A 15,677-nucleotide genomic window follows, 5' to 3' on the forward strand; every position below is an offset into this window, starting at 1 on the left:
AGGAAACATCAAGAATTATCTCTATTTCTCCCTACTTCACATTTGCCTGTGGAAGAAAAATTAGAACCCCAAGCTGGCTATCAGTCAGCCCTAGTGACAAACAAAAAATAAATAGCCAATTGCAGGAGGTATAAAACAAAATCAACGGAGGCAGTAAACAAATTTGACTGCTAACTGCCGATAATGGGGTAAATTATGGTTTAATATCGCTGACACTAGGAATAAAAAACTACACATCATTATTAGATATAAGTGTAATAATTTGATCAACAAATTGTTGATGATCAACAACGGGCTTCGATATGTAACCATTAGCACCACTTTGTTTGAGAAAGTTTTCGCGATCGCCTTCCATAGCGTGTGCAGTCACTAAAATTACAGGTAACTTTGCCGTTTGCGGATCAGACTTTAACATTTGAGTAATTTTGATACCATCGACAGATTTACCTTGATACATACTGCGTGCAAGAGAAACATCCATTAAAATCAAGTCAGCTTCTCCAGACTGGGCAATTTTAATTACCTCTTCCACGTCTTCAGTGTGTTTTACATCCATGCCACCCCGCTTGGTTAAAATTTTGGAAAAAACACGAGCATTAATCGGATCATCTTCGACAATTAAAACTGTCTTCATGGCAAATTCAACTTATAAAGGGGAAAAAAATTCATTTTAGATGAGGTATTGGGAAGAAACAATAAAACCTCTCCCAATTTGGTATAGATAAGTTATGCAGCAAATAGTACCTGCTAACTTTTTAATAATCTCATGTGTATCCCCAATATCAAGGATAATACTAAGGATAATACTATGGTTTTTTATCCTCTGAAGATCAAAATTGTGTGAGGAACACTATTTTATTGATGATGCAGTGGTTACTACAGTAATAAGTCTCAAAGACATTCGTATAGTTAGAATTCAGGGAAAAAACTCATGGCACAACAGTTAAACCTTCTCTCAAAGGGACAGGTCATCACAACACCCCTGCACACCGAGATGCAACGGTCTTACCTAGAATATGCCATGAGTGTGATAGTCGGGCGGGCATTACCGGATGTCCGTGATGGCTTAAAACCAGTGCATAGGCGAATTTTATATGCTATGCACGAACTGGGATTAACACCAGATAGACCATACCGGAAATGCGCTCGCGTAGTTGGTGATGTCTTAGGTAAATACCATCCTCACGGTGATCAAGCTGTTTATGATGCCCTAGTTAGGTTAGTGCAGGAATTTTCCAGCCGTTACCCCTTACTAGGTGGACATGGTAACTTTGGCAGCGTGGATAACGATCCACCAGCCGCCATGCGTTATACAGAAACACGCCTGTCCCCAGTCAGTCACGAGGGAATGCTGGCAGAAATTGGCGAAGAAACGGTGGAATTTATCGGTAACTTCGATAATTCCCAGCAAGAACCAACAGTATTACCTGCTCAGTTACCCTTTCTCCTACTTAATGGCTGCGCTGGTATTGCAGTGGGGATGGCTACTAATATTCCACCCCACAACTTAGGGGAAATAGTGGATGGTTTAATTGCCTTAATTGACAACCCAGATTTAACAGATAAAAAATTATTTGAGTTAATACCCGGGCCTGATTTTCCTACAGGGGGTGAAATTATTGGTCATGGAGGAATTCAGGATGCATACACCAGTGGTAAGGGAGGGATCTTATTACGAGGTGTAGCGACAGTAGAAGAAATACCACCAGCAAGGGGTACGAAACGAAAAACAGCAATTATTGTCACAGAATTACCTTATCAAGTTAATAAGGCTGGCTGGATTGAAAAAGTCGCAGATTTAGTGAATCAAGGGCGTTTACAAGGTATTTCTGACTTACGGGATGAGAGTGACCGGGACGGAATGCGAGTAGTTATTGAACTTAAACGTGATGCCCAACCCCAGGATGTTCTTCAGCACCTGTATCATCAAACAGCTTTACAAACTACCTTTGGCGCAATTCTTTTAGCATTGGTGGATGGACAACCCCGCCAGTTAAGCTTGCGACAAATATTACTGGAATTTCTCAATTTCCGAGAATATACTCTCAACCGACGTTACAGTTACGAATTAGGGAAAGCTGAAAACAGATTAAATATCGTCACTGGTTTATTAGCCGCTTTATCTCAGGTGGATCAAGTCATCAGGATTTTACGGCAAGCTGCGGATGGTAGTACAGCCAAAATGACTCTTTGTAAGGAATTAGAATTGAATGAAATTCAGGCAGACGCTATTTTGGCTATGCCATTACGCCGTCTAACCAGTTTAGAACAGCAGAATCTACAGCAAGAATTTAACGAACTCAACGGGCAAATTATCTCATTGCGGAGATTACTGGAAGACAGAAGGGAATTACTCAAGTCTTTGAAAAAAGATTTGCGAAGTCTCAAGCGTAAATATGGTGATACCAGGCGCACAAAAATTTCCGCCATGAGTGAGACTGTCATCAAAGCAGAAAAGGGCAAAATACAAACAGACGGAAATCAAAAATCTAAAACTCCTGTATCTGAACCAGAAGCAGCCATTTTAGAATTTAGCCACCGTGGTTATGTGCGTCGTCTGTCCCCCAATGGGAAAAAACCAAAAGCTGAGAACAGTTTGCACGAAAATGACTTTATCCTCAAATCTGAGTTAACTAACACTGAAGAAGATTTATTCATTCTCAACACAGGGGGTAAAGTTTACCCGTTGAAAGTGGGAGAAATTCCCCTGACAACAGGACGTTCTCCCAGGGGAACACCATTAATTACCATGCTGACCAGTACGGCTCAAGCTAATGTAGAAGGTATTGTGAACCGTTTTGTTCTGCCAGAATTTTATGAAACTACCCAAATGGTGCTTTTGACCAAGCAGGGGCGGATCAAACGGTTGGCTATGGAGGAATTAAATAATCTTAGTCGGCGCGGAATCACCATTTTAAAACTCAAAGATGATGATGAGTTGTCTTTTTGCGAGTTTACTACTACAGGTCAGCATTTGATTTTAGCTAGTTCTGGTGGTCGTTTGTTGCGGTTTGTGGTTAATGATGACCAGTTACCGATGATGGGACGTGCTGCTATGGGTTTACAAGCATTCCGTCTGGTAAAAAATCAACAAATGGTTGGCTGTGTAACTGTTGATAAAGATGATCAATTGTTGTTAGTTACTCAAGAAGGATATGCCAAGCGTGTACCTGCGAGTAATTTAAGGGCAGCAAATCGTGGAGATTTGGGGATTCAAATGTTGAAGTTTTATAACAAAACCGATCATCTAGCGGCCATGGTGCGTGTCAACCCAGGCTCAGAAGTTGCGCTAATTACCAATAGGGAGCGAGTAATCAAAGTTTCTGTAGATACAGTTCCAGTTTTAGAAAGAGATTCCAAAGGTGAGAATATCTTACAAGTAAACCGTGATGAGCAAATTATCAGTGTTATTGAGGTGCAAGAATAAATGAACTTAACGCGTGAAAACCCTTGCCATCAATAAGTTTTAGCTGAAATTATGTCTTAACTACTTTGTCAACTGTTGTAAGAACAGAAAACAGGAAAAGATGTAAGGAATAAAGCTTACCTTTTCCTGTTTGTCTTCTTCCTCTGGGGTGATTTTTTAGATTTGTGAAAATATTTTCATAAATCGCCACCCTAATATTAATGATCATTGCATTTTTGAAAAAAATTGTTATATTAGTTTACATAAAGTAACAAGGTTTAGTAAATATAGTTTGGAGTGCGAACCATGACTAATGCAACAAAAACTATGACTTCCATACCCGAAGATCGCAATGCTTGGCGTTGGGGCTTCACTCCCCAAGCAGAAATATGGAATGGTCGCCTAGCAATGATCGGTTTTTTAGCAGCTACTTTAATTGAGTTGTTTTCTGGTCAAGGCTTCCTACACTTTTGGGGTATTCTGTAAATTTTGAGCTACAACATTTTTTGTAAATCAAAAAACCTGGTAATTGTAATTAACTACCAGGTTTTTTATTTATTAATGGAGTTAGGAGATGGGAAGGTGGGGTGATGGGGTGAAAAATATTTTTACCAATGCCCAATGCCCAATTCTACCGAATATATTCCTTGAGAACACTATTACGATTGGGATGACGTAATTTACGGAGTGCTTTGGCTTCTATTTGGCGAATTCTCTCACGGGTGACGTTGAAAATCTGACCAATTTCTTCCAAGGTTTTCATGCGTCCATCATCCAAACCGTAGCGCAGTCTTAACACATCTCTTTCACGCGGACTGAGGCTATCAAGCACTTTTTCTAGGTCTTCTCTCAGTAAATTTTTAGAAACTTGGTCTTCTGGTGTTTCTCCGTCGGATTCAATAAAATCTCCTAACCGGGAATCTTCTTCTTTACCAATAGGTGTTTCTAAAGAAATTGGTAGCTGGGCTGATTTAGCAATAAAACGTAGCTTCTCAATGGTCATTTCCATCCGAGTCGCAATTTCTTCTTCTGTGGGTTTGCGACCCATTTCTTGGGAGAGAAGTTTGGTAGTTTTCTTAATTCGTGATATTGTTTCGTAGAGGTGAACTGGTAGACGGATAGTACGAGATTGATCAGCGATCGCTCTTGTAATAGCTTGACGAATCCACCATGTAGCGTAGGTAGAAAACTTATAACCTTTTTCGTGGTCAAATTTTTCTGCTGCGCGAATCAATCCAAGGCTACCTTCTTGAATGAGGTCTTGGAAGGATAAACCACGATTCATATATTTTTTGGCAATCGAAACCACAAGCCGCAGGTTGGATTGCACCATTTTATCCTTAGCCCTGCGGCCAACGTGTAGACGATAACGGAAAGTGGGTAATGGCAGTTCTACCGCTGCTGCCCATTCCTTCATTTCCGGTTCACGTTCTAGTTGATCATACAAGTCTTCATAAACTCGCTCTAGCTGGAGTAAATCAGCGATTTTCCTAGCTAGTTCAATTTCTTCATCGGCGCGTAACAAGCGAATCCGACCGATTTCTTGTAGATAAAGACGAATCGAATCTTCTGTATAGTGCTTTTTCTTACTTTGTGTCCGACGACGCGATTTAGCGGCTTTTCCAGACTTTGCGTCGTCCTCATCAGTCTGAGGCTCTAAAAAATCATCAATTTCGCCGTCATCGGTAAGTATTAAATCCTCTTCATCCTCGACTAATAAGAGTTCTTCTTCGATATCAGGCGGATTTATCATTTCTAGGTCAGGCCGATAAATATTATCGAGTACGTTGTTAGCCTGGTTCATGCCGCGTTCCTCATGCTCCTTGCAGAATCAATTACTCAAGATGTGGTTACTGCTCTTTTGATCGAGCTATTTTTTCAACTAACATAGGCTTTTGGTTAATTTGCCTATGACAATTTAAGTTTTTTGGCCTCTACAAAAATGTAGAGTCTTTTACTTTCTTGATCAGTATCACTGAATGGTGACTGACTGTGGGGAAGTAAAATTGGCCGCTGTTGCCGTTTTACACAATTTCTGATTGATTAGGAATGCAACCAGATGTATCTTCATCAATAAATTAACCATTCTCAACATATGTGTTATGTATATTGGTTTATTTACTTGTCAAGACTTTTCCGATTGTAGCCTGTTTCACAGAAATTGCACTCTTTTTGTGATTTAATCACCAGTCCATTTACCAAGATGCAGCCACTTTTATCAAAAAGACATTAAAACCAACAGTCAAACCATTAAATCTTGTCAAAAACTTTTTGGTTTGGCAGTAGCTTTCTCATTAAATTGAAAGGTAGGCAGACTTGCTCCTGGAAGATTTGAGATTTAACTATTTTCCCATAGGGACAGAAAATTAAAGTCCCACTCAAGTTAGCAGTCTTGATGCACCCATATTTAGCATTCCTTCGTAAATTTTTGATTTCAGAGAGAAAAGCTGTGTTGGTCTGTGGGTACATAGGGTAATAGTGCAACGTTAATGGATCTTATTTTCTGGCACTAAGCTTTTTATATGCTATGCCAATTACCCGAACTAGGAGTTAAGGTTTTAGCGAAATTAGCCGATTGATAGATGAATTGATTGCCAATTCTTTTCGACCTTATTAACACATTAGCGCACTGCGAAGATTTCAACCCTATGCAACTTGACAAACTGTTCTTACTGTATACAACGCTATTTTAATCATTCGATAAATAATTTGTCATTGGTTATGCTGAACTATTTACTTACTGATGAAAAAAGTGCATTGAATACATATATTCTAATATTTTTACCATAACGGTATATGAAAATATTAGCAAATATTTCTGTGTTTATTACATGAATAATTTTATACTGATAATTGTTCAAGGTTGATTTTATATAAATTATACAAATTTAGAAGTTTTCATACTGTAGTTTGTATCATATATGACTTGTATCTGCAAAAGGTTTCCGAAGACAGGGGCAGGAGGAAAGATTTTTAGTGAAAAATAAAGCCTTTTTGCTTTGCTTGATCGGGTTTACATTCCTGCCTAAACCTTTCTCCTCCCTCCTTTAAATGTCTAAGTCAGTAAAGTTGAGTTTAGAACCGTAAGTTTCGATAAATTCCCTTCTAGGTGCAACGCGATCGCCCATTAAAATGGTAAATATCCGATCTGCTTCGGCTGCGTCTTCAATTTCTACCTGTTTCAGGGTACGAGTTTCTGGGTTCATGGTAGTTGTCCACAGTTGTTCAGGCATCATTTCCCCTAAACCTTTAAAACGCTGGATTGTATAGTTAGCGTTGCTGGGAAGAGTACCTATGTGCTGTTGTAATTCCCGTTCGCTGTAACAATACTGGTAATTTTTTCCCCGTTCTACTTTGTAAAGTGGAGGACAAGCAATATAAATAAATCCTTGCTCAATTAATGCCCTTTGATAACGGTAAAAGAAAGTTAATAACAGAGTGCGGATGTGCGCTCCATCTACGTCAGCATCAGTCATTAATATGATGTGATGATATCGTAATTGCGAAGAGTTGAATTCTTCACCTTTGACACCTAAACCGAGTGCTGTAATTAACGATTGAATTTCGTTATTTTTATAGATTTTGGCATCGTCGGTTTTTTCAATGTTGAGAATTTTACCCCGCAGAGGCAGAATTGCTTGGGTACGGCGATTTCTTCCTTGTTTGGCACTTCCACCCGCTGAATCGCCTTCCACAATGTATATTTCAGATTCAGCCGGATCACGGGAGCTACAATCAGCTAATTTACCGGGTAAAGGAGAAGATTCTAAGACTGATTTCCGTCTGACTAACTCCCGCGCATGACGGGCAGCTTCAGCGGCTTTAAAAGCTTGAATAGCTTTATCTAAAATCGAATCAGCTATAGCTGGGTGAAATTCTAGATATTCCGTGAGAACTTCCCCAACAAAAGAATCAACAATACCGCGAACTTCTGTATTTCCCAGTTTAGTTTTGGTTTGTCCCTCAAATTCAGGATCGGGAACTTTCACAGAAATAACAGCAGTTAATCCTTCCCGAACGTGTTCACCACTGAGGTTAGATTCACCATCTTTAATTTTATTTCGTTTGCGAGCGATCGCATTTAAAGTCCGAGTTAAAACTGCTTTTAAGCCTTCTAAGTGAGTACCACCGTCAATTGTACGAATATTATTAGCAAAACCTAGTACATTATCAGTATAAGCATCAGTACACCATTGCAGAGAAACTTCCACCTGCACATTATTCCGTTCTCCTTGTACATAAATAATTTCTTCATGTAAAGGCTGTTTTTCCCGATTCATGTAGGCGATATATTCTTTAATACCACCTTTATATTCGTAGGTTTCTATTTTGGGTGTATCACTTTTGAGAATTTCTAAGCGATGATCCGTGAAGGTAATTTTGACACCTGCATTCAGATAAGCCAACTCTCGTAAACGACCGGATAAAGTAATGTAATCAAATTCTATGCTGGTGGTAAAAATTTGTGTATCTGGCTTAAAGGTAATAGATGTACCAGTTCTATCTTCTTCGGAAGGTGTTGCTACCAATTCTGTAACGGGGAAACTCCGTTCATATCTCTGTTTATGTACCTTTTTATCACGCCAAACCGTAACTTCTACAAACTCAGACAGGGCATTAACAACAGAAATACCCACACCGTGTAAACCACCAGAGACCTTGTAGCCACCACCACCGAACTTACCACCAGCATGGAGAACAGTTAACACCGTTTCCAAAGCTGACTTGCCGGTTTTCGGGTGTATATCCGTAGGAATACCCCGACCATCATCTGTTACCGTCACAGAACCATCTGCATTAATATCCACTTCAACATGAGTACAGTGACCTGCTAAAGCTTCATCAACAGAATTGTCCACTACCTCGTAAACTAAATGATGAAGTCCTCGCGGGCCAGTAGTACCAATGTACATCCCTGGGCGTTTGCGGACGGCTTCCAGACCTTCCAGAACTTGAATCTGATCGGCGCTGTAACTGCTCGTCATGAAAATTCTCCTGATATTTGGGGTTAAAATAGCCAAATGGCTAAAAAGTCAAAATCACCCCAAGATTATAACACAAAAGCCTTGATGCCGTCCCTAGCACAATTTAAGAACAAATTTATATAAGGGATGGAGTCAAGTCAAAAGTTAAAATTAAAGAACTTCTACAGAACTTCTACATATTCGTAATGACTAAATTAATTGTAATTTGTGGAGCGACAGCGACGGGTAAATCTGGATTAGCTTTGAGTTTAGCGCAAAAACTAGGTTCTGTAATTTTGAGTGCTGATTCTCGCCAAGTGTACCGTGAATTTGACATTGGTACTGCTAAACCGACGTTAGCAGAACAGAAGTTAGTTCCCCATTATTTGATAGATGTTTGTGAACCAACAGAGATAATGACAGTAGCAGATTATCAGGAACAAACACAAAAGTTAATTGGTAATTTGGGAGTTTCTCCTGTGTTGTTAGTTGGTGGTACTGGTTTATATATACGTTCTATTGTCAAAGGGATGAAAATTCCTAGAGTTTCACCACAACCAGAATTGCGATCGCAATTAGAATCTTTAGGACAACATCAACTTTACCCGATGTTGCAACAAGTTGATCCGATTTCTGCTGAGAAAATTCATGCTCACGACTTAGTGCGGACTTTAAGAGCATTAGAAGTTTACTATGTTACGGGATATCCAATGTCTGCACAACAGGGAGAAAACCCACCCAATTATCCAATTTTACAGATTTATTTAGATTGTGAATCGGAAATTTTAGATATGAGGATTCGCAGACGGACAGAACAAATGATAGCAAATGGTTTAGTAGCAGAAGTTGAATATTTGTCTAAGAAATATGGTGTTGATTTACCGTTATTAAATACTTTAGGCTATCAAGAAATCAAGCAATATTTAGCAGGTGAAACTTCTTTAGAAGCAGCTACTGATTTAATTGCTTTACATACTAGACAATTTGCCAAACGTCAACGTACTTGGTTTAGGCAAACTCCAGGAATTGAATCTTTCAATGTTAATGATTTAGATTTATTAGAGAATATTTGGCAGAGAATACAAAACTTTATGGTAGATTAACGACCAGCAAAAAAATCAGATATTGATTTAACCATCAATAACAATGGATATATTTTACAGAAGCATCTTTTTGTTAGGTGGTTTATGTTTTGTAGGCATTGGTATTTTTTTTCTAATGCTATGGTTACAAAAAATTAATTTATACTATTTGTTAGGTTCTTCTTTCTTCGTCATATCTCCCATAAAAATATTATTAGGTTTAGCTTGTGTTCTTTTTCTCGCTTGAGGATTAGTTTTTGAATTACTCTGTTGAGATGAATCTTTTTGATTAACTTGATCGGAATTTATCGAGTTATTAACAGGGGAACTGTGTTGAAATAACGGATTGATAGTAGGTGAATTATTAACTTCAGATACAGGAGGAATATTCTGCTGTTTACTTTCTATTTGACTAGAATTAAACTGCTCAAAAATAGGATTAATAGATGATTGCTGTTGAGAATTATTAGTAGTTTCAATTTGTGATGTTTGATTTTTTTGTTGATTAGTATTATCTATTTTTAACGAGAAAATTGGATTTGGTTTAACTTCTATATAAGTTCTATGTGTAGTTATAGATTCATTATTTTTTTCTATTTTTACAGAATTATTTTGTAGTAAAGTTTCAGCTTTTTCAGTAGGTTGATTAATTATTAATTTCGGTTCTGATACCGATTCTTTTTCAGAAACATCAATTATATTTATATTCTGTGATGTGATTTCCTCTACAAAACTTGACCAAGATTCTGCTTCCCAAATCACATCATTATCAATTGCTGAAGTATTTGGTTCTAGTAAAGAGACAATGTGAGCAGTTAGAGAAATTCTTCGTTTTAGATTAGCAGAAACCAAATAAATACTACCATTAATTAAAGTATCCTGTGGCAGTTTTTCTATATGAATGTTAATTTCATTTTTGCCAGGAATTAGCTGAAGATTATTAAAATCAATTCCTGATATTTCTGAGATAATTTGACATTGAACAGGAACAATAACACGGCAGATAAAGTTATATTCTTTTCCATAAGCAATTCTTCCTATATTTAGAACAGATGGATATTGCCATTCACCTTCTTCTTCAGATAAACCCATGACTGAACCTCTGACTTCAATATTTTCAAAGTTTAAGTTTTTGACAGACTTAACCAAAATTGCACAATTATTTTCAGAATTATCAATTTCCGTTTCTCCTGTTACTTCAATTTTCAGGTTACGAATAGTTACTTGTTCGGAACTAATAGATAAAACAGGCCCTTTAGTAGCCCAAATAGTCGCTCCTTTTCCATCTAAGACTACAGGATGATTAATGATAATTGGTCCGGTGTATTCGCCATTAGGAGGCCATAGTGATAATGTGGCATTTGCTTGTAGTTCATTTAGTTGATCTTGTAAAGTCTTTGGTACAGATTTATAAGTAGGTGTGTTAATCGGAGTTTCTATTTTTTCAAATTTTTCAATGCTAGTAGAATTAGAAGTTTCTAAAATTGATTCTTCTAGGTTTTCTGGTTGAATGTGATGAGTTTCTATTTTTGGACTTGGAGATTCAATAACCTGTTTTTGCTTTTGATTAATATTTTGATTCTCATTAGTCTGATTAGACTGACTTAGCCATTGTTTTAATTGTTCTAGGATGCTAAACATGAGTTTTTTAGTTATAGTTTTAGTATTTGTACTTCTACCATTCTGCCATGAGGATCTTGAGAAAGTCGGAATGAAATTCCATCCTTTAACTCAATAGCTTGTCCTGCTTGTCCTGGTTGGGGAGCAGGTGCAACTTGACTACCACCAGGAGAAGTAAGAGAAGTTAAATTTTGATTGATTAATAACCATTTTCCTTCATGAAAAATACAATGGGCTTGAGGAGTTTTATCAACTTCTTCACCAGGAAAAATATTACTAAAGGCGTGCCACTTAAATAGATTAATTTCATGGTAAATAACCAACTGTGTATCTAATGTCCATTGACCAGGACGACGTTCTGAACGTAATCTTAAAATAGGTATAGTTCCTTTAGGTTTAGAGCTACAAAATGGACACTTTACATTAGATGTGTCATGTAGAATAAACCAATGACTGGAACAATAAGAATTGTGGCATGGGTGAAGTAAATCACAGGTTTTAATTAGGGCGCGTTCCCATTCAATAGCCGCTGGACGTTCATTTACTGAGTGTAAACCTTTAATAAATGCCTTTTGAAATAGATTACTCAAATGAGGACCCAAAGCGGTAAATGGGATTTTTAAATCTGGAGGTTTATTAGATGAGTCGTGGGGATTTTCAATAAATAATGCTTTCAATCCCATTTCTAAACGTTCTTGCTCTTCTGCGGAAGCTGCGGGATAGGTTTTTGGTCCGTCTAGGGGATGTCTTCCTAATAAATATTGATAAATCAAAACAGCTAAGGCGTGTTGATCTGTAGTTGCGGAAGGACTTTGACGTTTAGGGTCTTTAAGTGGTAAATGAATAGTAGCTAAAACTTCTGGTGCAATGTATCCTCTTGTCCCTAAAACATCGGGTGGGAATAAACCAGGAACAACTAAAGAATCAATATCAATTACTATACATTGTCCAGAAATAGGGTCAATTAATACATTTTTGTTTGATAAATCAGAGTGTGCTAAACCTGCTTGATGTAAACGTCTGACAGAACGTGCTAAACGAATACAAATTGGTAAATAGTTAATCCAATTACCTTGTTCTTCCGGAGGTAACATAGAACGTGGTTTTGGTCTAACAAACCAGGTACTTTCTTTTTCTTTACCTGTTAAAAAACCTGTTTCAAAAAAGTAATTAGCTGGGTAAGTAGGGGTGATAATTCCTAATTGTGGTTTAACAACTATGGCTGTCGGCCAGCAAAATAATTGTTTAAAGTATTCACCAGTTTTATCAATTGTGGGATTAAAAGCACCTAAAATTTTCTCTAATCGTTGCATCCGATTCACATCTGAACCAGCATCTTGATCTTTGTAGAAACAAATTACTGATGATTTATCAGCGGTAAAGTAAACTTGTTTCATTGCTCCTTCACCGATCATATCTGGCAGGTATTCAATAGTGCTACCATCTGCGAGAGTTGCTATTTCCATAATTATACATCCTGATAAAGAACTACTAATGTGCGGTCGTCAAAAGAACCTTTTTGATAATAAGAATCCAGCCAAATTAATAACTTTTCTGCTGTTGACATATTCTGACATTGTTGACACATTGGTTCATCCATAATCCCAGCAGCTAACAGTGGTGGTGAAGCGACAACTTCAGCAACAGATTTATTTAATTCTTTGGCATAATCAGCCACAGAAGAAATTGATATTTTTTGAGGTTCATTATGTTGATGAGGATCAATAATTCTTTCTACTATTGATTGGAAATTGTTTTTTACATCTCTAATACCGCTGAGACTTCCTAAAGGAGTTATTCTCAATTGTTCAACAATTTCAGATTCATCAGGTTTAGAAATATTGATAATTTGATTTAAAACTAAATCTCCATAGAGTTCTAACATTGCCGGATCGTTAGGAAAATAATCATCAGCTACACCATCAGTCATCACCATTAAACATTTAAGATTTCCAGGAAAGAAAAATGTTTTTTGAATGAGATTATTTTTTTCTAGTTTACTTTTAGATGTCAAAAACTCAGTTTGTCCTCCATAATCTCCACTGTCTGCTTTACCTAATAACTTTAGTCTTCCTTCTTGAGAAATAGCCGCTAACATTCCATCACCAACTTGACAAGTGAGAACAAAATTGTAACTTTCTTCTCCGACTTTAATAGTTGTATGTATTGCTAGGAGTAATGTAGCAGAAAAGTCTTTAATTTCCGCTTCTCTATTATCGAGAACTTTATAATAAGGTACAAAATTTTTACCTTCTTTAGCCTTATTTTCTACAGCATCATAAGCTTTCTGCATAGCTTCATGTAAGGTTTTTTGCACAAATTCTATGTCTGCTCCTGGGAACTTCCAAGATGAATTTCTCTGAAGATCAGTAGATAACTGCTCTTTTGTCATGCGTTCTTGAATTTGGTGATTTTCAAGAGTATCAGTCAGATATTTTACTGCTGCTTGACAGGATTCTTTTGCACCAATACGAGATAATTTTTTAGACCCAGCACCATCGGATACTGCAATAATTGTCCACTTATCTTTCACTGTAAATTCAAACCAATCATCGCAATTAGTGCCATTATGTTTGTGCATTTTTCCTCGCACTCTCGCACCAATCAAATTTAATCCTTCTGGGGATTTTTCTTGTTTAGAAATATATTCATCATACTTATCTGGTTCATTTTCTGGGATAGGAAGGTATTTCCATATTCCTATTGATGGGTTAACTTCTTGTATGGTTTTTTCGGGAATTTTGTTCTCGGTGACTTTTACATCATTTTTGGGAGTTTCAATTGTAGATGTTACAGTTTGTTCCTGTTCAGGTTTCCACGGAGCAATAGGTCCAATTGTAGGTTTAATTTGTGGAGTATTTTCTAAACTTTGTGGTAATTCTGTTTTTTGATTTTCATTTTCTAAATGACTTTTTAAAACTTCAGCAATAGCTGCGGATACCTTTGGTTTTAATTTATTTTGTATAATAAGTTTCCAAAATTGGATATCATCTTCTTTAATTGTATCATTGGTTAACCGATCTAAAATTTGAGTCCATAGCTTATTGATTTCTGATATTTCTAGTTGATCATCTGTTGATAATTTTTGAGCATTAACACCAAATCTATTAAGAAGAGATTGTTTGGCTAAATCACCAAGAGAATCACATATTTTTGAAACTAAATCTTGGCTTTTTTGATCTTGAATAAAATTTTCCCATTTACTTTTTAATTCATCCGATGGTGGTTCAAGGTAAAGTTTCCAGCCAAACAGTTTAATTAATTCTCGTAACTTTTTTTCTGATTCTGACATATTAATTAACCACCTTCCCTATTCAAATTTTCTATATCGAATTTTCAATCAAATTTTAAGCTTTGGTGCGTTACGCTATCGCTAACGCACCCTACATATTATTCCAAAAATCAAATATTAGCCCTATATTAAGGAATAATCGTAATTCCTGGAGGTGGTGGAGGTAAGGTAATAGGTTGATCATCTGCCATGACTTGAGCCACACTTTGAGATGTTTGTTTAATAGACTGTGAAACCCATTTAAAATAAGCCTTGAGATCATCTGGTTGTAAATTATTTAATTTCACAACTATCTCCGTTATTTTTTTCAAACTATACTCGTCAGCACCTGCACCCGCAGCACAAGCGATGATATTAGCTGGTTTTTTCTTTTTCAATTCTTCAGCCGCTTTTTCCCAAGTATCTGTAGGCATTCCATCTGTCATTAAAAATACTAAAGGTTTCCAATCTCCTTTTTGTGTATCGCTGGCTTTTTTCACTTCTTGATCAAAACACTTTGATAAAAGTTTGAGTGCAGCACCCATTGAAGTAGAACCACCAGCAACTAAAGTCGGTTCTTTAAAAGTCAATAATTCTGTTAATGGAGAAACTTGTTGAGCGGTACTTTCAAAAGTAATTACTGATAAATAGGCTGTTTCTATGGCGTAGGGTTCGCTTCTGAGTTCGGCTACAAGTGCCTTTACTCCTTGGTTCACTGCTTGAATAGGGTCTCCAGACATTGAACCAGAACAATCCAAAACTAGATAAACAGGTAAACGACGAGACATAATTTTTTAACTCCTGAATTAAATCGTTTAATTTTGGCGAAATCAACAAAAATTTTGAGTTATATAAATCTCCTGACTTTCTAAAGAAGCAGCCACACCTATGCCTTCAATATCATAGGTTTTGGTGAGGATATTTTTTCTGTGTCCTGGGCTATTCATCCAACCATTAACAGCAGATTGAGCGATTTCTTTTTGACTCATCCAATTATAATCAGGGACACCATTATAGTAAGTGATAGAGTTGTATAAATGGCTTTTAAAGATATTTTCCGCAATACCTTCTGTGTAATAACTGCCATAGTTTTTATGACAATTAAATCCCACTATTTTACCCCTATCTGTGGGACTTTGCCCTTCTGGATTTTGATGACTGAAAAAATTTCTATTGAGCATATCTTGACTATGTTTTCTAGCGATATTTGCTAAGTCAAAATCAAATGATAGTAAAATCAGTCCATATTTTTGTCTCTCTTGATTAATTAGTTGATGAATTTCCTGCTCTAGAGTAGAAATAGATATGACTACTTGATTATTTTGATTCACTTT

At 36.9% G+C, this 15,677-nt stretch carries 11 protein-coding genes; 3 read left to right on the forward strand and 8 right to left on the reverse strand.

Annotation, left to right across the window (positions count from 1 at the left end):
* Window positions 1-229: 229 nt before the first annotated feature.
* Window positions 230-634 (reverse strand): response regulator, encoded by a 405-nt coding sequence (locus WJM97_RS21445; protein WP_353930786.1) that lies wholly within the window; start codon window positions 632-634, stop codon window positions 230-232.
* Window positions 635-931: 297 nt separating this feature from the next.
* Between WJM97_RS21445 and gyrA the strand changes: the two genes are divergently transcribed.
* Both gyrA and WJM97_RS21455 read left to right on the forward strand, forming a co-directional pair.
* Complete coding sequence (gene gyrA / locus WJM97_RS21450; protein WP_353930787.1) at window positions 932-3,427, forward strand: DNA gyrase subunit A; 2,496 nt, start codon at window positions 932-934, stop codon at window positions 3,425-3,427.
* A gap of 285 nt (window positions 3,428-3,712) precedes the next feature.
* Window positions 3,713-3,892 carry a chlorophyll a/b-binding protein gene (locus tag WJM97_RS21455; RefSeq protein WP_353930788.1) on the forward strand — a complete coding sequence of 60 codons (180 nt, stop codon included), beginning with the start codon at window positions 3,713-3,715 and terminating at the stop codon, window positions 3,890-3,892.
* Window positions 3,893-4,037: 145 nt separating this feature from the next.
* Here WJM97_RS21455 and rpoD read toward each other — a convergent pair whose 3' ends face one another.
* Together rpoD and gyrB are read right to left on the reverse strand one after the other, a co-directional pair.
* Window positions 4,038-5,210 carry an RNA polymerase sigma factor RpoD gene (gene rpoD / locus WJM97_RS21460; RefSeq protein WP_353930789.1) on the reverse strand — a complete coding sequence of 391 codons (1,173 nt, stop codon included), beginning with the start codon at window positions 5,208-5,210 and terminating at the stop codon, window positions 4,038-4,040.
* Window positions 5,211-6,453: 1,243 nt separating this feature from the next.
* Window positions 6,454-8,391 carry a DNA topoisomerase (ATP-hydrolyzing) subunit B gene (gene gyrB, locus WJM97_RS21465; protein WP_353930790.1) on the reverse strand — a complete coding sequence of 646 codons (1,938 nt, stop codon included), beginning with the start codon at window positions 8,389-8,391 and terminating at the stop codon, window positions 6,454-6,456.
* A gap of 185 nt (window positions 8,392-8,576) precedes the next feature.
* Between gyrB and miaA the strand changes: the two genes are divergently transcribed.
* The gene (gene miaA / locus WJM97_RS21470; protein WP_353930791.1) at window positions 8,577-9,473 is read left to right on the forward strand and encodes a tRNA (adenosine(37)-N6)-dimethylallyltransferase MiaA; all 897 of its coding nucleotides are present in this window, start codon (window positions 8,577-8,579) and stop codon (window positions 9,471-9,473) included.
* Window positions 9,474-9,617: 144 nt separating this feature from the next.
* Here miaA and WJM97_RS21475 read toward each other — a convergent pair whose 3' ends face one another.
* From WJM97_RS21475 to WJM97_RS21495, 5 genes are all read right to left on the reverse strand, one after another.
* Complete coding sequence (locus WJM97_RS21475) at window positions 9,618-11,093, reverse strand: hypothetical protein (protein WP_353930792.1); 1,476 nt, start codon at window positions 11,091-11,093, stop codon at window positions 9,618-9,620.
* An 11-nt stretch (window positions 11,094-11,104) separates the two neighbouring features.
* Window positions 11,105-12,538, reverse strand: coding sequence for a kinase (locus WJM97_RS21480; RefSeq protein WP_353930793.1), 1,434 nt, complete (start codon window positions 12,536-12,538; stop codon window positions 11,105-11,107).
* Between the two features lie 2 nt (window positions 12,539-12,540).
* The gene (locus WJM97_RS21485; RefSeq protein WP_353930794.1) at window positions 12,541-14,364 is read right to left on the reverse strand and encodes a PP2C family serine/threonine-protein phosphatase; all 1,824 of its coding nucleotides are present in this window, start codon (window positions 14,362-14,364) and stop codon (window positions 12,541-12,543) included.
* Between the two features lie 128 nt (window positions 14,365-14,492).
* A complete protein-coding gene (locus WJM97_RS21490) occupies window positions 14,493-15,131 on the reverse strand; it encodes a VWA domain-containing protein (RefSeq protein WP_353930795.1) in 639 nt (212 codons plus the stop codon).
* A 42-nt stretch (window positions 15,132-15,173) separates the two neighbouring features.
* The gene (locus WJM97_RS21495) at window positions 15,174-15,674 is read right to left on the reverse strand and encodes a CAP domain-containing protein (protein ID WP_353930796.1); all 501 of its coding nucleotides are present in this window, start codon (window positions 15,672-15,674) and stop codon (window positions 15,174-15,176) included.
* Window positions 15,675-15,677 lie beyond the last annotated feature (3 nt).

Source organism: Okeanomitos corallinicola TIOX110 (assembly GCF_038050375.1).
Taxonomy (GTDB): Bacteria; Cyanobacteriota; Cyanobacteriia; order Cyanobacteriales; family Nostocaceae; genus Okeanomitos; species Okeanomitos corallinicola.

Coding starts and splice junctions, on each gene's coding strand:
- WJM97_RS21445 (WP_353930786.1), bottom strand. CDS start 634: ATGAAGACAGTTTTAATTGTCGAAGATGATCCGATTAATGCTCGTGTT.
- gyrA (WP_353930787.1), top strand. CDS start 932: ATGGCACAACAGTTAAACCTTCTCTCAAAGGGACAGGTCATCACAACA.
- WJM97_RS21455 (WP_353930788.1), top strand. CDS start 3,713: ATGACTAATGCAACAAAAACTATGACTTCCATACCCGAAGATCGCAAT.
- rpoD (WP_353930789.1), bottom strand. CDS start 5,210: ATGAACCAGGCTAACAACGTACTCGATAATATTTATCGGCCTGACCTA.
- gyrB (WP_353930790.1), bottom strand. CDS start 8,391: ATGACGAGCAGTTACAGCGCCGATCAGATTCAAGTTCTGGAAGGTCTG.
- miaA (WP_353930791.1), top strand. CDS start 8,577: ATGACTAAATTAATTGTAATTTGTGGAGCGACAGCGACGGGTAAATCT.
- WJM97_RS21475 (WP_353930792.1), bottom strand. CDS start 11,093: ATGTTTAGCATCCTAGAACAATTAAAACAATGGCTAAGTCAGTCTAAT.
- WJM97_RS21480 (WP_353930793.1), bottom strand. CDS start 12,538: ATGGAAATAGCAACTCTCGCAGATGGTAGCACTATTGAATACCTGCCA.
- WJM97_RS21485 (WP_353930794.1), bottom strand. CDS start 14,364: ATGTCAGAATCAGAAAAAAAGTTACGAGAATTAATTAAACTGTTTGGC.
- WJM97_RS21490 (WP_353930795.1), bottom strand. CDS start 15,131: ATGTCTCGTCGTTTACCTGTTTATCTAGTTTTGGATTGTTCTGGTTCA.